Source organism: Janthinobacterium sp. HH106 (genome assembly GCF_001758725.1).
In the GTDB taxonomy this organism is placed as follows: Bacteria; Pseudomonadota; Gammaproteobacteria; order Burkholderiales; family Burkholderiaceae_D; genus Janthinobacterium.
The window spans coordinates 56,806-73,487 of the sequence record NZ_LRIC01000001.1; the positions used below are offsets into that span (position 1 = coordinate 56,806).

General features: G+C 65.9%; 17 protein-coding genes. 14 read left to right on the top strand and 3 right to left on the bottom strand.

Going from position 1 to position 16,682, the window contains the following annotated elements; translation table 11 throughout:
* Positions 1-9: 9 nt before the first annotated feature.
* The 13 genes from JAB8_RS00245 (at position 10) to eutC (ending at position 12,936) form a co-directional block, all read left to right on the top strand.
* Positions 10-918 carry an ion transporter gene (locus JAB8_RS00245; protein WP_070287754.1) on the top strand — a complete coding sequence of 303 codons (909 nt, stop codon included), beginning with the start codon at positions 10-12 and terminating at the stop codon, positions 916-918.
* A 37-nt stretch (positions 919-955) separates the two neighbouring features.
* Positions 956-1,936: a 3-oxoacyl-[acyl-carrier-protein] synthase III C-terminal domain-containing protein gene (locus JAB8_RS00250; RefSeq protein WP_070287756.1), complete on the top strand. Its 981-nt coding sequence runs from the start codon at positions 956-958 to the stop codon at positions 1,934-1,936.
* Positions 1,937-1,946: 10 nt separating this feature from the next.
* A complete protein-coding gene (locus JAB8_RS00255; protein ID WP_070287759.1) occupies positions 1,947-2,984 on the top strand; it encodes an NAD(P)-dependent oxidoreductase in 1,038 nt (345 codons plus the stop codon).
* Positions 2,977-3,807 (top strand): MBL fold metallo-hydrolase, encoded by an 831-nt coding sequence (locus tag JAB8_RS00260; RefSeq protein ID WP_070287761.1) that lies wholly within the window; start codon positions 2,977-2,979, stop codon positions 3,805-3,807. Before JAB8_RS00255 ends, JAB8_RS00260 begins: the two co-directional genes overlap by 8 nt.
* Positions 3,804-5,099: a F390 synthetase-related protein gene (locus JAB8_RS00265; protein WP_070287763.1), complete on the top strand. Its 1,296-nt coding sequence runs from the start codon at positions 3,804-3,806 to the stop codon at positions 5,097-5,099. Before JAB8_RS00260 ends, JAB8_RS00265 begins: the two co-directional genes overlap by 4 nt.
* On the top strand, positions 5,096-5,734 hold the full coding sequence (locus JAB8_RS00270) for a phosphatase PAP2 family protein (protein ID WP_083287503.1): 639 nt from the start codon (positions 5,096-5,098) through the stop codon (positions 5,732-5,734). Before JAB8_RS00265 ends, JAB8_RS00270 begins: the two co-directional genes overlap by 4 nt.
* A complete protein-coding gene (locus tag JAB8_RS00275; RefSeq protein ID WP_083287504.1) occupies positions 5,731-6,846 on the top strand; it encodes a sterol desaturase family protein in 1,116 nt (371 codons plus the stop codon). The genes JAB8_RS00270 and JAB8_RS00275 overlap by 4 nt, the downstream gene beginning before the upstream one ends.
* On the top strand, positions 6,843-7,958 hold the full coding sequence (locus tag JAB8_RS00280) for an acyl-CoA desaturase (RefSeq protein WP_254679408.1): 1,116 nt from the start codon (positions 6,843-6,845) through the stop codon (positions 7,956-7,958). Before JAB8_RS00275 ends, JAB8_RS00280 begins: the two co-directional genes overlap by 4 nt.
* A gap of 67 nt (positions 7,959-8,025) precedes the next feature.
* Positions 8,026-8,580 (top strand): GbsR/MarR family transcriptional regulator, encoded by a 555-nt coding sequence (locus JAB8_RS00285; RefSeq protein ID WP_070287764.1) that lies wholly within the window; start codon positions 8,026-8,028, stop codon positions 8,578-8,580.
* Positions 8,577-9,218 (top strand): DUF4166 domain-containing protein, encoded by a 642-nt coding sequence (locus JAB8_RS00290; protein WP_070287766.1) that lies wholly within the window; start codon positions 8,577-8,579, stop codon positions 9,216-9,218. The genes JAB8_RS00285 and JAB8_RS00290 overlap by 4 nt, the downstream gene beginning before the upstream one ends.
* Positions 9,215-10,678, top strand: coding sequence for a TIGR01777 family oxidoreductase (locus JAB8_RS00295; RefSeq protein ID WP_070287768.1), 1,464 nt, complete (start codon positions 9,215-9,217; stop codon positions 10,676-10,678). Before JAB8_RS00290 ends, JAB8_RS00295 begins: the two co-directional genes overlap by 4 nt.
* 86 nt (positions 10,679-10,764) lie before the next feature.
* Positions 10,765-12,153, top strand: coding sequence for an ethanolamine ammonia-lyase subunit EutB (locus JAB8_RS00300; protein WP_070287769.1), 1,389 nt, complete (start codon positions 10,765-10,767; stop codon positions 12,151-12,153).
* Positions 12,154-12,162: 9 nt separating this feature from the next.
* Positions 12,163-12,936, top strand: coding sequence for an ethanolamine ammonia-lyase subunit EutC (eutC, locus tag JAB8_RS00305; protein ID WP_070287771.1), 774 nt, complete (start codon positions 12,163-12,165; stop codon positions 12,934-12,936).
* Here the strand turns inward: eutC and tsaD are convergent, their stop codons facing one another.
* Positions 12,937-13,977, bottom strand: a complete 1,041-nt coding sequence (gene tsaD / locus JAB8_RS00310) for a tRNA (adenosine(37)-N6)-threonylcarbamoyltransferase complex transferase subunit TsaD (protein WP_070287772.1) — start codon at positions 13,975-13,977, stop codon at positions 12,937-12,939. It lies immediately after the preceding gene.
* 210 nt (positions 13,978-14,187) lie between these two features.
* Here tsaD and JAB8_RS00315 point away from each other — a divergent pair, with 210 nt between their 5' ends.
* The gene (locus JAB8_RS00315) at positions 14,188-14,595 is read left to right on the top strand and encodes a nitrite reductase (NAD(P)H) small subunit (RefSeq protein WP_070223110.1); all 408 of its coding nucleotides are present in this window, start codon (positions 14,188-14,190) and stop codon (positions 14,593-14,595) included.
* Between the two features lie 150 nt (positions 14,596-14,745).
* Here JAB8_RS00315 and JAB8_RS00320 read toward each other — a convergent pair whose 3' ends face one another.
* Both JAB8_RS00320 and JAB8_RS00325 read right to left on the bottom strand, forming a co-directional pair.
* A complete protein-coding gene (locus tag JAB8_RS00320) occupies positions 14,746-15,807 on the bottom strand; it encodes a 3-deoxy-7-phosphoheptulonate synthase (RefSeq protein WP_070287774.1) in 1,062 nt (353 codons plus the stop codon).
* Positions 15,808-15,957: 150 nt separating this feature from the next.
* Entirely contained in the window at positions 15,958-16,635 is a 678-nt protein-coding gene (locus JAB8_RS00325; RefSeq protein WP_139142877.1) for a hypothetical protein, read from the bottom strand.
* Positions 16,636-16,682 lie beyond the last annotated feature (47 nt).

Below are 16,682 nucleotides of genomic sequence, written 5' to 3' on the forward strand. Positions count from 1 at the left end.
ACTACCCACATGAAAGCCGCGACGAAGAGCGGCGCGGCACCCCTGACGCCGCAGCAACTGGCGGCGCAGGAAACGCAACAGAAATACGGCAAGCCCGAGCGGGGCTGGCGCGAGCGGGTGTACACCGTCATTTTCGAGGCGGAAACGCGCACGGGCCGCGCTTTCGACCTGCTGCTGATCGCCGCCATCCTGATCAGCGTGACGGTGGTCGTGCTCAGCAGTGTCGCCTCCGTGGCCGAGCGCTACGGCACCTGGCTGACGGCGCTCGAATGGTTTTTTACCATTTTATTTACCATCGAATATTTCGCCCGCCTGTCGTGCCTGCAGCATCCGGTGCGCTACGCCAAGAGTTTTTTCGGCATTATCGACTTGCTGGCCATCGTGCCGACCTATATCGGCTTGCTGCTGCCGGGTGCGCACGTGCTGATTGACGTGCGCATTTTGCGGCTGCTGCGCATGTTCCGTATCCTCAAGCTCACCTCGTATGTGCATGAATACACGGTGCTGGGGCGGGCCTTGCTGGCCAGCCGGCGCAAAATCCTCATTTTCTTGTCTTTTGTCATGATGGTGGTCTTTCTGCTGGGTACCGTGATGTATGTCGTGGAAGGGCCCGATAACGGTTTCAGCAGTATTCCTACGTCGATCTATTGGGCCATCAGCACCATGACCACGGTCGGTTTCGGCGATATCACGCCGCGCACCGACATCGGGCGCACCATCGCTTCGCTGATGATGCTGCTCGGCTGGGGCATCCTGGCCGTGCCTACCGGCATTATCAGTGCCGAAATGACGGTGCAGCGCAGCTCCAAGCTGGTCACCACGCGTACCTGCCCCACGTGTCTGAAAGAAGGGCTCGATGACGATGCCAATTTCTGCAAGAACTGCGGGGTTGCATTGCCGCCGCTGGCACGTGATTAATTCATAACCCTATTTACTTTACTTTGTTAAGGCCAACATGATTCCAGTTCGCCTGATCGCGACGGGCAAAGCCTTGCCGTCGCATAGTGTGACTTCCGCCAGCCTGGACCTGAAATTGGGGCATCCGGATGGCTATACCCTGCGCAAGAGCGGCGTGCTGTCGCGCTTTGTCGCCGCGCCCGATGAATCGCAAAGCCAGCTGGGCGCCGCCGCCCTGCTCGACGCGCTGAAGAATGCCAGCCTGCGTCCGGCCGACATCGACTTGCTGATCTGCGCCTGCGGCGTGCCCGAGCAAGCCTTGCCGAATACGGCCTGCTTCGTGGCCGAACATGCCGGTTTGCCGCCAGGCACGCAAAGCTTCGACGTCAACGCCAGCTGCCTCAGTTTCATGGCCGCCTTCCGCGTGGCCGCGTCCATGCTGGCCGGCGGCGCCTACCGCCGCATCGCCATCGTCTCGTCGGACCTGGCCTCGCGCGGGGTCGACTGGAGCGAGCCGGAAGCGTCGATGATCTTTGGCGACGGCGCCGCCGCCGTCATCGTCGAGCGGGGCGACGGCAGCGCCGGCATCCGCGCCTACAAGATGGGCACGTATCCGGAAGGGCGGCGCTACTGCGAAATCCGCGGCGGCGGTACCGAGCGCAACCCGCGCAACGGCTGCGAGCCGGGCGACTACCTGTTCCGCATGGATGGCAAGGCCGTGTTCCGCCTGGCCGTCAAGGTGATGCCGGATTTCCTGACGGAACTCATGCAGGAATCGGGCGCGGGACTGGATAAAATCGACGTGGTCGTGCCGCACCAGGCCAGCCCGCTGGGCCTCGCGCATGCGGCGCGCATCCTCGACGTTCCCGATGCTAAAATCATCAAGATCTTTGAAACGCATGGCAACCAGGTGGCCGCGTCCCTGCCCACCGCCCTGCACGAGGCGGTGATGACGGGGCGGGCAGTGGCAGGCCAGCGTTTGCTGATGATGGGTACGGCCGCGGGCCTGACCATCGGCGGCATGATTCTTGACCTGTGAAGGTGGTGCGATGAGGCGGATACTGGTCACGGGAGCGACGGGCGGCTTGGGGCGCAATGCCGTGCGCACCCTGCTGGCGCAGGGCGTGGAAGTGCGCGCCACGGGCCGCAACGCGGCCGTGGGCCGCGAGCTCGAACGCATGGGCGCGCAATTCGTGGCGCTCGACCTGGCGCAAGCGACACCGCGCCAGGTCGACGAGCTGGTGCGCGGCATGGACGCCGTCTGGCACTGCGCCGCGCTGTCCTCGCCGTGGGGCGCGGAGCGCGACTTCATCGCCGCCAACGTCACGGCCACGGCCCAGCTGTTGCGCGCGGCCGCTGGCCTGCACGTGGCGCGCTTCGTGCACATCTCGACCCCGGCCATCTATTTCGACTACCGCAACCGCTACGAGGTGCCGGAAACCTTCCGCCCCGACGCTTTCGTCAACGCGTACGCGCGTTCGAAAGCGATGGCGGAAAAACTGGTGCAGGAGTGCGTCGACCGCCACCGCGGCATGACGTGCGTGATCCTGCGCCCGCGCGCCATCTTCGGCCCGCACGACCAGGTGCTGATCCCGCGCCTGGCGCGGGTGCTGCAGGAGCGCGGCGGCAAGCTGCCGCTGCCCAACGGCGGCGCGGCCACCATCGACGTCACCTATGTCGACAATGTCGTGCACGCGATGTGGTTGGCCACCGTGCACAAGACCATCGCTTCGGGCGCCGCCTTCAACATCACGAACGGCGAGCCGGCGCGCCTGTGCGACATCTTGCGCAGCCTGTTCTGCGATCATCTGCAGCAGCCGTTCGAAATCGTCAGCGTGCCTTATCGCGTGCTGGCGCTGGTGGCGCGCCTGATGCAGTTCGCCTCGCGCTTCACGCGCCGCGAACCATCGCTCACGCCCTACAGCATCGGCGCGCTCAGTTTCGACATGACGCTCGATAACGCCAAGGCCCGCAAGGTGCTCGGCTACCGTCCCGTCGTCAGCCTGCAGGACGGCATCGCCCGCACGGCGCAGTGGATGCGCCAGGAAGCGGCGGCGCACAAGGTGGGCAAGGAGCGCAATGGCTAGCATCACCGCATTTCGCGTCGGCCACTGCACCCATCCGTCGTGCATGGTCTTGAAAGGCAGCGGGCTGGCCAGCCGTTGCTTCCCTTCGCGCGCCTACCTGATCGAAACGCGCGCGGGCCTATACCTGTGGGACACGGGGTATGCCGAGCACTTCCGCGCCGCCACGTCGAAAGGCGTCTACCGCATGTATGCGTGGGTCACGCCCATCTCGTTCGACGAGAATGAGTCGTTGCACGGCCAGCTGCGCGCGCATGGCGTATCGCCCGGCGACATCCACACCTTGCTGCTGTCGCACTTCCACGCCGACCATATCGCCGGCCTGCGCGATTTTCCCGGCGCGCGGCTGATGGCCTCGAAAACTGGCTGGGACGCCGTGCGCGGCCTGTCCGGCGTGTCCGCCGTGCGCCAGGCCTTCGTGCCCGAGCTGCTGCCAAACGATATCTCTGACCGCCTGGCGTTTGTCGAAAGCGTGCCCGAGACGGCCTTGCCGGCCGCCTTGCTGCCGTTCACGCACGGGCGCGACGTCAGCGGCACGGGCGAGATCTACATCGTCGACTTGCCCGGCCACGCGGTCGGCCACCTGGGCGCCTTCGTGCTGCAGGACGGCGGCTGGACCCTGCTGGCGTCGGACGCGGCCTGGGTGCCGGAAAGTTTCCAGCAGCTGCGCGGACCGTCGGAACTGTCGTTCCTTATCCAGCACAAGCGCGCGCCGTATTATGAGACGTTGAAGCGCCTGCACCAGCTGCACCAGTCGGGCCAGGCGCAGATCCGCATCACGCATGAAGACAGCAACGATTATTTGCCAGTGGCGGGCCGCCCGTGAAGCGAATTTTCTGGCTGTTGCTGTCGTACTGGCGCACGCGCCGCCTGCGTTTCGCAAGCCGCGCGCAGCTCGACGCCTACCAGCGGGAGCAACTGGCCCGTTTCATCGACGTGCTGTGCGCGCGCAGCGCTTACTTCGCCCCGTTCCGCGATCTGCCGCTGGCGCAGTGGCCGACGATGAACAAGGCGCTGATGCTCGAGCATTTCGACGCCATGAACACCGAGGGCGTCACCCTGGCGCAGGCGATGGACGCGGCCATGGCGGCCGAGCATAGCCGCGACTTTACGCCGGCCGTGGGCGACATCACGGTGGGCCTGTCGTCGGGCACCTCGTCGCGGCGCGCCGTGTTTACCGTCAGCCCCCGCGAAAAGGCCCAATGGGCGGGCGTGATGCTGGCCAAGGCGCTGCCCGACGGCCTGTTTTCCGGCGAAAAGGTGGCGCTGTTCCTGCGCGCGAACAGCAATCTGTACACGGCCGTGCGCTCGCCGTGGCTCACGTTTGCCTTTTACGACCTGTTCGCACCGTTCGACAGCCTGTGCGCGCAGCTGGCGCGCTATCAACCGTCCGTCATCGTCGCGCCGGCCCAGGTGCTGCGCCAGCTGGCGCTGCGCGTCATCGACGGCAGCCTGGTGCTGGCGCCGAAAAAAGTCATCTCGGTGGCTGAAGTGCTGGAAGCGCAGGACCGCGCGCTGATCGTGCAGGCGTTCGGCGCCGTGCATGAAATCTATCAGGCGACCGAGGGTTTCCTCGCCAGCAGCTGCGAACACGGCGTGCTGCACCTGAACGAGGAATATGTGCACATCGAGCCGCAATGGCTCGATGCGGAACAGCGTCGTTTTGTGCCCGTGATTACGGATTTCACGCGCATCACGCAGCCCATCGTGCGCTATCGCCTGGACGATATCCTGGTCGCGCGCGCCACGCCATGCCCGTGCGGCCGCGCCACGCGCGCCATCGACGGCATCGAAGGGCGCTGCGACGACATGCTGCTGCTTCCGTCTGCACGCGGCGGCGCCGCCGTCGCCGTGTTTGCCGACGTCTTGACGCGCGCGTTCGCGCAAGCCTTGCCGGCGGACGCCGACTACCGCCTGCTGCAATCGGGCGACAGCGCCTTGCAGCTGCACGCGGCCCTCGACGACGCTGGCCTGGCTGCCCTGCGCGATCACCTGGCAACGGTGCTGCGCGGCCTGGCCGTGGCCGTCGACAGCCTGGCCTGGACGACGAGCGGCGAACTGCCTCCCTTTGACCCCACCATGAAACGGCGCCGCATCCGGCGCCTTGCGACCGCATGAATCCTTCTTCCATGACCGTACGCTGCCGCCTGCTGCATTTGCTGGCCGGCTGGGGCAGCGTCGGCCTCGTGTATTTTTCCAGCGATGTGCTGCAAGGGCAGGGGGTACTCTTGCCGGAAACGGCGCTCGATCGCGCCATTGCCTATAGCGACTCTGCCATCTGGCTGTATCTGTCCTTCTTCATCCTGATCCCATACGCCTACCTGGCGGCCGATGCGGCCCGCGTGCGCTGGCTGGCGCGCGCCATGGCGCTCTCCGCGCTGGCCTGCGGCGTGGTCTTCCTGCTGTATCCGACCACGCTCGCGTATCCGCCCGTGGGTGAGGGTGCCGCCTGGAGCACGCAGGCGCTGCGCATGCTGCAGGCGGCGGATTCCGCGCAAAATTGCCTGCCCTCGCTGCATGGCGCCCTGACATTGTTGTGCGTGTGGGCCCTGTGCGACAAGCGCCACCTGGTCCGCTCCGCGCTGGCCGTGGTGCTGGGCGTGGCCATTTGCTACGCCATCATCGCGCTGCGCCGGCACGTGAGCATCGACCTGGCCGCCGGCCTGTTGGTCGGCATCGCTGGCGGCATGCTGGCGAAAATGCAGGTATTCTGGACTGCTCACCGCGTCATTTCTACTGAAACCGCATCATGATGAACCCCTTTGCCCTCTCTTTCCTTGTCATGCTGGCCTTCGTGCTGGCCGAATTGCTGATCCTCAAATGGGTACGCAAGACCCCCGTGCCGTGGAAGGACGTGATCTTCAACCTCAATTCCGGCCACATATTGATGTGGGTGTTCCGCGGCGTGGAAGTGGCGGCGTTCGCCCTGCTGCTGCGCCATGTGAATCTGCACATCGTCGACCAGTGGCCCGTGGCCGCGCAGTGGGTGTTCGCATTCTTTGCCTGGGATTTGTGCTTTTACTGGATGCACCGGCTGCACCATAAGATCCCCTTGCTGTGGGCCGTGCACGTGGTGCACCACCAGGGCGAGCACTTCAACCTGTCGCTGGGCGTGCGCAATTCCTGGTATTCGTCGCTGACGAATTTCCCCTTCATCGCCATCCTGGCCGTGCTGGGCGTGCCGCTGGAAATCTTCCTTGTCGTCTCGTCCCTGCATTACACGGTGCAGTTCTATAACCACAATGCGCTGGTGAACAAGTCCGGCATTCTCGATAGCTTCATGGTCACGCCCTCGCACCACCGCGTGCACCATGGCACGGACAAACGCTATATCAACCGCAATTTCGGCGGCACCTTGCTGCTGTGGGACAGGCTGTTCGGCAGCTTCCAGCCCGAACTCGAGGGCGTGGAAATGCGCTATGGCGTGAAGGGCATGACGCAAACGCATAATCCGCTCCTGGCCAGCAACGGCAAGCTGTTCAAATGGCTGCGCGCGCGCTTTCCCCACTGGCAGTCGCGCGGCACTTTCGAGGTGCCCGAACTGTTCATCGGCATCGGCGGCGTGATCCTGTTTGGCCTCGTGATCTATTACGTCAACCACGAAGCGGTGCTGGCCGGCGCGCAGCAAGCGATCCTGTTCGCGCTGATTTTTGGCGGTACCTTGGCGCTGGGCGGCCTTTCGGATGCGCGCCGCTGGGGCGCCATCGCCTGGGTCGCCATCGCCGTGGCCATGCCGGCCCTGTATCTGGGCTGGTATGGGGCGCGCGACGTGTGGGGCATGGTGTTCCTGGCCGCGCTGCTGGCGCATGGTCTCGACGGCGCGCGCCGCCTGTGGTGGCCGGCCGCGGCGGGGACGCGCGCGTGACGCCTGTGCCTTCCCTGCCGCCGCTGCGCTTCCAGCCCGCCCGCGATTCCGCCTTCCGCCGCGAACTGCGCGCGCGCGCCGACGCCTACCTGGCCAGCGAGGGAAAGCACCGCTTCGGCGACTGGCGCCTGCATGCGAAAACCGTCTTCCTGGCCGCGCTGACGGCGGGGCTGTATGCGCTGGCCTTGAGCGCCGGCAGCACCTGGCCGTTTGTCACCAGCTATGTCGCCTGCCTGGTGGCGGCCATGGCGCTGGCCATGAATACCCTGCACGATGCGGCCCACAGCGCCGTCTTCCGCCAGGGACGCCTGAATCGCATCCTGATCCGCCTCGTGGGCTTGCCCGTAGGCGTGGATACGGATTTCTGGACCATCCGCCACGTGCATTTCCATCACACGTATGCGAACGTGGAAGGCTATGACCTCGATACGGAGCCGAACCCTTTCCTGCGCCAGACGCCGTTCCAACGCTGGGCGCCCCAGTACCGCTATCAATACCTGTACTGGCCCGTGGTGGCGGCCCTGTCGCTGCCGTATCTGAACTGGTATGGCGACTGGCTGGACCGCTTCGGCAAGACGCCCGTGGCCGCGCACAGCCGCTTGCAGGGCTGGCGCGGCTGGCTGTCGTTCCTGGGCTGGAAGCTCGGTCACGTGGCGCTGGTGCTGGCGCTGCCCATGTGGGTGCTGCAGCAGCACGGCATCGCCTGGGGCGTGGTGCTGGGCGCGTATTTCGTGGGCCAGATGCTCGCCTCGTGCGCGCTGGTGGCGCTGATCCTCGGCACGCACTGGGCTGAAGTGGAGTTTTTCCAGCCGGGGCAGGACGGCACCTTGCCGCACGACTGGTACCAGCACACGTTTTACACGGCCTGCGACTGGACGCCGAAGCCGCGCGCGTTGCGCTGGCTCGGTTACTGGCTCGGCGGATTGAATTTGCACCTGACGCACCATCTGTTCCCCACCTGGAGCCACCGCCACTACCCGGCGCTGGCGCGCATCCTGGCCGAACTGGCGCCGCGCCACGGCCTCGTGTACCGCGAACTCGGTTACGGCCAGCTGCACGCCTCGCAGCAGCAATTTCTGCGCGCCATGGGCCAGCCGCCCGCCCAGTCCTGACGAATCGCGCTTGACTGGACTTCTGTTTCATCTTACATTTCTGTAACGACAGAAATAAGAGAAAACCATGGAATTGAGTCCGACTACGCAGAAATATATTCTGCACTGGGGGGAGATGGGCACCCGCTGGGGCGTCAACCGCACGGTGGCGCAGATCCACGCGCTGCTGTTCCTGGCCAATGAACCGCTGACGGCGGAAGATATCGCGGCCAGCCTGAACGTGGCCCGCTCGAACGTCAGCAACAGCCTGAAGGAATTGCAAAGCTGGGGCCTGGTCCGCATCACGCACGTGATGGGGGACCGGCGCGACCATTTCGTCGCCTTGCAGGATGTGTGGGAAATCTTCCGCGTCATCATGGAAGAGCGCAAGCGGCGCGAGATCGACCCCACCCTGACGGTGCTGCGCGAATGCGCGATCGAGGGCGAACAGGATGCGGCGATACCGCCTGAGACGCTGGCGCGCATGGGCGAAGTGCTGGCTTTCCTGGAAATGCTCAGCGCCACCTACAGCGACTACAAGAACCTGCCGCCGGCGACCCTGCAGCGCATGCTGTCGATGGGCGGCAAGGTGGCCAAGTTCCTCAGCCCGGACGATAAGCCTGGCAAGCCGGGAAAAGCATGAACGGCCCCTCGGAAGGAGAGCTGTTCAAGAAGGTCATGGGCGAGCGGTGGCTCACCCTGCACCCGGACATCCGGCGCCGCTTCGAGAAAAATCCCGCGCCGGGCCAGCCCCTGTACTACCGGGGCGAGCTCAGTGAGCTCACGAGCTCGCGCCTGGGCAAGGTGCTGGGCTGGCTCACGCGCCCCTTCATCGACGGCGCCCTGATCCCGCATGACGACCACGACTTCCCCGTCGATATCGAAGTCTATTCGCGCCCCGGCTGCCCCTTCATCTTCAAGCAGCGCACCTACCGCCTGCATGGCCGCGCGCCGATCCGCTTCACGTCTTACATGGCTGAAAGCGCAACAGGCGAAGTGCTCGAATACGTGGGCATGGGCCTGGGCATGAAGCTGGTGCTGCACGTGGAAGATGGCAATCTGCATTTCACCAGCGACGGCTATTTTTGGGATCTTTTCGGCTGGCGCCTGCCGCTGCCCGGCGTGCTCACGCCCGGCAAGACCTATCTGTGCCACCGCAACGATACGCCGCAGCAGTTCAACATCCGCATCGAGATCCGCCACGCCCTGTTTGGCACCACATTCACCCAGGTCGGCGTGTTCCGCGAATCCGCCGCACCGGAAATGAAGGAGACACCATGAATACGCATCTGCTGGCCCTGCAACTGATGGCGGCGCAAGGCTGCCTGGGCGCCTTCGACACCATCTATCACCATGAAATCACGGAAGCGCTGCCGCAAAAGGCCTCGGCGCGCCTGGAGCTGACCATCCATGCCACGCGCGCCCTGATCTACAGCCTGCTGTTCGTGGGCCTGGCCGCCTGGGAGTGGCATGGCGCCTGGGCCTGGGTGCTGGTCATCGTCTTTGGCGTGGAAATCGTGCTGACCCTGTGGGATTTCGTCGTCGAAGACCAGACCCGCCTCTTGCCCGCCACGGAGCGGGTCACGCACACGGTGCTGGCGATCAATGCGGGCGCCTTCATCGCCCTGCTGGCCCTGAACAGCAGCGACTGGGCGACCTTGCCGACGGCCCTCGTATGGCAGCCGTATGGCTGGCTCAGCGTCTTCCTCGCCCTGTGCGGCGTGGGCGTGGGCCTGTCCGGCCTGCGCGACGCGTATGCCGTGTGGCAGCTGGGCCGGCGCAAGGTCCAGGAGACAGCGGAGCAAGAGGAGCGCCTGCGCTTTGCCGCCGCGCCGCAGTCCGTGCTGGTGACGGGCGCCACGGGTTTCATCGGCCAGCAGCTGGTCAGCGCCTTGCTGGCCGACGGCCATGCGGTGACGGTGCTGACGCGCCAGCCGAAACAGGCCGCGTGGACCTTCGACGGCCAGGTGCGCTGCATCCGGTCGCTGGACGCATTGTCGGATGCGCAGCGCATCGACATGGTGGTCAACCTGGCCGGCGCGCGTATCGTCGGCAAGCGCTGGACGGAGGCGCGCAAGGCGGCCCTGCGCCGCAGCCGCGTGGCGCTGACGCAGGAGCTGGTGGCGTGGATCGCCCGCGCCCAGCACAAGCCGCGCGTGCTGCTGTCCGCGTCGGCCATCGGCTACTACGGCGTGCAGCCGCAGGGCGACGCGACGGAATTGACGGAGGAGAGCGCGCCGCAAGCCATCTTCATGTCGCAGCTGTGCCAGGAATGGGAAGCGGCCGCGCGCCAGGCGGAAAAATTTGGCGTGCAGGTGGGCTGCATGCGCTTCGGCCTCGTCTTCGGCCACCAGGGTTCGCTGCCGCAGATGCTGCTGCCGATACGCTTCGGTGCAGGCGGCCCGCTGGGCAGCGGGAAACAGTGGATTTCGTGGGTGCACGTGCGCGACGTCATCCGCGCCATCGCCCATCTGGCGCGCCGCAGCGAAGAGCAGGCAGTGGGCGGCGCGTATAACTTCTGCGCGCCGGAAGCGATCGAGCAGCGCCGCTTCGCCCAAGTGGCGGGCACCGTGCTGCACCGCCCCAGCGTCGTGCCCACGCCGGCCTTCGTCATGCGCGCCTTGCTGGGCGAGCAGGCCGACTTGCTGGTGGAAGGCCAGCGGGTCGCCCCGCGCCGCCTGCTGGCCGACGGATTCAGCTTCCGCTATCCGCAGCTGGAAGGGGCGCTGCGCAGTTTGTGACGTGGGGTGGTATCGCGTTGCTCCGGGCGTAGAATAGGCATGCTCCGGGGTCAGACCCGGCGGGTCTGACCCCACAGGAGAAGTCCATGCCCCGCTTCAGCCATACGATAGACAGCCATGTTTACCAGTTTGCCAGCCTGAAGGAGCTGCTGGCCAAGGCCACGCCGCCGCGTTCGGGCGACGTGCTGGCCGGCGTGGCGGCCGCCAGCGCGCGCGAGCGGGTGGCGGCGCAACTGGCGCTGGCCGAGGTGCCGCTGTCGGCCTTTCTCAATGAGGCGCTGGTGCCGTATGAGGACGATGAAGTCACGCGCCTGATCATCGACACCCACGCGCGCGCCGCGTTTGCGCCGATTGCCCACCTGTGCGTGGGCGACTTTCGCGACTGGCTGCTCGACGACGCGACGGATACGCCCGCGCTGTCGCAAGTGGCCGCCGGCATCACGCCGGAAATGGCGGCCGCCGTCTCGAAAATCATGCGCCTGCAGGACCTGGTGCTGGTGGCCCGCAAGTGCCGTGTCGTCACGGCTTTCCGCAATACCCTGGGCCTGGAAGGACGCCTGTCCGCGCGGCTGCAGCCGAACCACCCGACGGATGACGCCACGGGCATCGCGGCGTCGGTGCTCGATGGCTTGATGCTGGGCAGCGGCGACGCCGTGATCGGCATCAATCCCGCCACCGACAATGTGGCGCAGGTGGTCTCGCTGCTGCAGCTGCTCGACGCCGTCATAGCTCAATATCAGATTCCCACGCAGTCCTGCGTGCTCACGCACATCACCAATACGCTCGAGGCGATACGCCGCGGCGCACCCGTCGACCTGGTGTTCCAGTCGGTGGCGGGCACGCAGGCGGCCAACCGCAGCTTCGGCATCGACCTGGCCCTGCTGGCCGAGGGACAGGCGGCGGCCCTGTCGCTGGGGCGCGGCAGGGTGGGCAGCAACGTCATGTATTTCGAGACGGGGCAGGGCAGTGCCCTGTCGGCCGGCGCCCACCACGGCATGGACCAGCAGACGTGCGAGGCGCGCGCGTATGCGGTGGCGCGCGCGTATCAGCCGCTGCTGGTCAATTCCGTGGTGGGCTTTATCGGCCCCGAATACCTGTACGACGGCAAGCAGATCATGCGCGCGGGGCTGGAAGACCATTTTTGCGCCAAGCTATTGGGCCTGCCCATGGGCTGCGACGTGTGCTACACCAACCACGCGGAAGCGGACCAGGACGACATGGATGCCTTGCTGACCATGCTGGGTGTGGCCGGCTGCAATTTCATCATGGGCGTGCCGGGCGCGGACGACATCATGCTCGGCTACCAGAGCACCTCGTTCCACGACGCCCTGTATGCGCGTCGCGTGCTGGGCCTGCGTCCCGCGCCCGAATTCGCGGCCTGGCTGGCGCGCATGCAGATCACGGATGCGCAGGGAAATCTGAACGTGGCGCTGGCGCCGGCCTTCCAGGCAGCCCTGCTGCGCCTGGACGATTAGGGAGGATACATGGACGAGAAAAACCCGTGGCAAACGCTGCGCGCGCATACGGCGGCGCGCATCGCGCTGGGGCGCCGCGGCGTGAGCGTGCCGACCCGCGCGCAGCTGGCGTTCCAGCTGGCCCATGCGCAGGCGCGCGACGCCGTGCACCTGGCCCTCGATGGCGAAGCCCTGGCGCGCGACTTGGCCGCGCAGGGGCAAGCCTGCGTGCAGCTGCACAGCGCCGCCGCCACGCGCGCCGACTATCTGCAACGCCCCGACCTGGGGCGCCGGCTCGACGACGCTTCACGGGCGCGCCTGGCCGCAGGGACGACGGGAGTGGATCTGGCGCTGGTGGCGGCCGATGGCCTGTCGGCGCTGGCCGTGCAGCGCCACGCGGCGCCGTTCCTGGCCGCTTTGCGCGCACGGCTGGCGCTGGAAGCATGGACGTTGTCGCCGCTGCACATCGTGGCGCAGGGGCGGGTGGCCGTTGGCGACGAGGTGGGGGAATTGATAAAAGCGCGGGCCGTGCTGGTGCTGATCGGCGAGCGGCCGGGCTTGAGTTCCCCGGACAGCCTGGGCCTTTACCTGACGTGGGCGCCGACAGTGGGCTTGCTGGACGAGCGCCGCAACTGCATCTCGAACGTGCGCCCGGAAGGGCTGGCGTATGCGCCGGCCGCGTACCGGCTGCACTACCTGCTGTCGCAGGCGTTCAGCCGGCAGTTGTCGGGCGTGGCATTGAAGGATGAGACGGTGGAAGAGGGCGCGGCCCTGGCGGGCGCGCGCAATTTCCTGCTGGCGTGATCAGACTTCGCGGATTTCGTCGAGCGGCCAGCGCGGGCGCACGTTGAACGAGTAATCGTGCTTGGCGGCGGCCGGGTTGATCTGCAGGCGCATGGCGCCCGCAAAGGCGATCATGGCGCCGTTGTCCGTACAGAATTCCAGCTCCGGGTAATACACTTTAAAACGCTTCTTGGCGGCGGCCGCATTGAGCGAGGCGCGCAGCTGCGCGTTGGCGCCCACGCCGCCGGCGATCACCAGGCGCTTCAAGCCCGTGTGCTTGAGGGCCGATACGCACTTGGCCGTCAGCACGTCGACGATGGCGTCGACGAAGCCCCGTGCGATGTTCGCCTTGTCCTGCTCGCAGATATTGGCGATGACTTTTTCTTCATGGTTTTTCACCACCGTCAGCACGGCCGTCTTCAGGCCGGAAAAGCTGAAGTTGAAATCCTTCGAATGCAGCATGGGGCGCGGCAGTTTATACGCCAGCGGGTCGCCGAATTCGGCCAGGCGCGAAATGGCGGGACCGCCCGGGTAACCGAGTCCCAGCAGCTTGGCCGACTTGTCGAAGGCCTCGCCGGCCGCATCGTCGAGGGTTTCGCCCAGCATCGTGTACTGGCCCACGCCATCGACGCGCATCAGCTGGGTGTGGCCGCCCGACACCAGCAGGGCGATGAAGGGGAATTCCGGCGGCTCGGACGCCAGCAGCGGCGACAGCAAATGGCCTTCCAGGTGGTGGATGCCCAGCACCGGCTTGTTGATGGCCAGGCCCAGGCTGCAGGCGACGGACGATCCCACCAGCAGCGCGCCGGCCAGCCCCGGGCCTTGCGTGTAGGCGATGGCGTCGATTTCGGACAGGCCGATGCCGGCCTTCGTCAGGGTTTCTTCGAGCAGCGGGATGGCGCGGCGGATATGGTCGCGCGACGCCAGTTCCGGCACCACGCCGCCGTACTGCTCGTGCATGGCGACTTGCGAATAGAGGGCGTGCGACAGCAGGCCGCGTTGCGTGTCGTACAAGGCCAGGCCGGTTTCGTCACAGGAGGATTCGACGCCAAGAACAATCATGAAGGTACTGAATAGGGAGGAGTAATCCGCCATTGTAAAGGAAAGCCGCGCAGTCCACCGTGCGGCCGGCGCACCATTTCGGCGGCAGTGTGCACTTGCGCAGTGCGGCGCGGGCCGGTTTTGCCCGCGATTCCGGCTGCTTTGCGCCTGGAACGGCACTGGCACCGCTCTTGCTTAGACAGGCGTGTGCCTTTTTCAAGGGAGTTCGCGATGCCGGAACAATGGAAAATGATTTGCCGCCTGAAGGACATGCCGCTGGCGGGCGCGCGCATGGTGCAGCGGGGGCTGGCGTGGCAGGATTTGCCCGGCGTGGCGCTGTTTCGCGCGGTGGACGATACGGTCTACGCGCTGCTCGACACAGTGCCGTGCCTGGGGGGGCCGCTGGCGCAGGGGGTGCTGATGGAGAAAAACCTGATGGGGCCGAAGAACGGCTGGATCATCGAGCTCGATTCGGGCCGCCTGGTGGCGCCCGTGCAGGGCATGGCGCGCATGTACGCCGTGCGCATCCTCGACGGGCGCGTCTACCTGGACATCAATGAGCTCAATATCCCGGCCAGCAAGGCGGAGCAGGCGCTGGCGGGATCGTTCGCCGTGCTGCCGCATGTGCAGATGGCGTGATGAAGGGAAAAGCAAGAACGGCGCACAGGGCGCCGTTCTTTGTCTGCAGTGATGTGTCGGCTTACGCGCTACGCGCTAAGCCGACCTACGCGGCTCAATTCGTAGGTCGGATTAGGCGCAAAGCGCCGTAATCCGACAACATCGCCGGCATTATTTTGGGCGATTGACCAAATGCGCATGCGCGTCGCGCAGCATGGTGGCCGTCGTATCCCAGTCGATGCAGCCGTCCGTGACGGAGCAGCCGTAGGTCAGTTGCGACAGGTCTTGCGGGATCTTCTGGTTGCCGCCGACGATGTTCGATTCGATCATCACGCCCACCAGCGAGCGGTTGCCCTGGCGGATCTGGTTGACCACGTCGCCCATCACCAGCGGCTGCAGTTCCGGCTTTTTATAGCTGTTCGCGTGCGAGCAGTCGACCACCAGGTTGGCCGGCAGCTTGGCCTTGGCCAGCGCCTGTTCGGCGATGGCGATCGAGACCGAATCGTAGTTCGGGCGGCCGTCGCCGCCGCGCAGCACCACGTGGCCGTAGGCGTTGCCGCGCGTGCGCACGATGGCGACGTTGCCTTCGGCGTTAATGCCCAGGAAGGAGTGCGGGTGCGCCGACGACAGGATGGCGTTGACGGCGATGCTGATGTCGCCATCGGTGCCGTTCTTGAAGCCGACCGGTGTCGACAGGCCCGACGACATTTCGCGGTGCGTCTGCGATTCCGTCGTGCGCGCGCCGATGGCGGTCCAGGCGATCAGATCGCCCAGGTATTGCGGCGAGATGGGGTCCAGCGCTTCGGTGGCGGTGGGCAGGCCCAGTTCGCACACGTCGAGCAGGAATTGGCGCGCCTTTTCCATGCCTTCGTTGACCTTGAACGAATCGTCCATGTACGGGTCGTTGATATAGCCCTTCCAGCCCGTGGTGGTACGCGGTTTTTCGAAATACACGCGCATCACCAGCAGCATCGTGTCCTTGACTTCCTCTTGCAGCGCTTTCAGGCGGCGCGCGTAATCGAGGCCGGCGACGGGGTCGTGGATCGAGCACGGACCGACGACGACGAACAGGCGCTGGTCCTTGCGGTCGATGATGTTGCGCAGCGCTTCGCGGCCGCGGCTGACGGTGTCGAAGGCGCTTTCCGACAGGGGCAGCTTGGCGTGCAGTTCGGCCGGTGTCGGCATGGGCGCGAAAGAGGTGACGTTGATATTTTCGATGTCTGGCGTATTCATGATTCTGGCTCGGCTTTCGCTATTGCGTTCTTTAAGAGGCAATAGTGTAGCGGAAATGCGGCCTGGCGGCGGGGTTGGGGCCAAAACGGGAATGCATGAGTTGTTTTTATGGCAGGGCCTGCACGCCGCCGGCCCCATGCTCCCGGACGCTCAATGGCCGCCGGTCACGCTGGCGCCAACGCTGTAGCGGGCGATGCGCTGGTAGTTGCCGGCCAGCTCGGGCGGCCGGGGCAGGCCGGGATGGCGCCGCACGTGCGCGAGGATGGCCGTTTCATGCTGGCGTATCTGCGCGTCCAGGCAGGCGATCTGCTGACACAACAGGGCGTGCAGCGCATGCTGGCCAGCCGGCAGATGGGCGTCGAGGCGCGCCGACTCCTGCTTGCGCACGCCTACGATGGCATGCAGGCGGCGCAGCCACAGGCGCAGTTCCACGTAGGCGGGCGAGGGCGGCGTCCAGCCAGCGGGGCGTTTGTCCTCGCAGTAATTGGCCAGCACCACGGCGCCGTGCGCCGCATCCTCGGGCAAACCTTGACTGCGCAGATAGTCTGCCAGCTGCGCGGGCTGGGCATCGCAGACCAGCATGCCCATATCGGCCAGCATGCGCGCTGGCGTCTCGCTGTACGGGGCGTCGAGGCGCATGCAGACGCGCAAGCCCATGACGGGCACGTCGTTCCTTTGCAGCCAGCTGCGCAGCCAGCGGTAGCCGGCCACGTCGTTTTCCAGCACCTTGCACAGCACGTCGCCGCCCGAGCGCAGCACGGCTTTCAGCAGCAGCTTGCCCGTTTCGATGCCGACGAAGGCCGTTTCCTGTTTGATCGCGTGTTCCATGATGAGTTCCCCCTGTGCAGTCTTATACGCAGCGGCGGCGCGTTTGG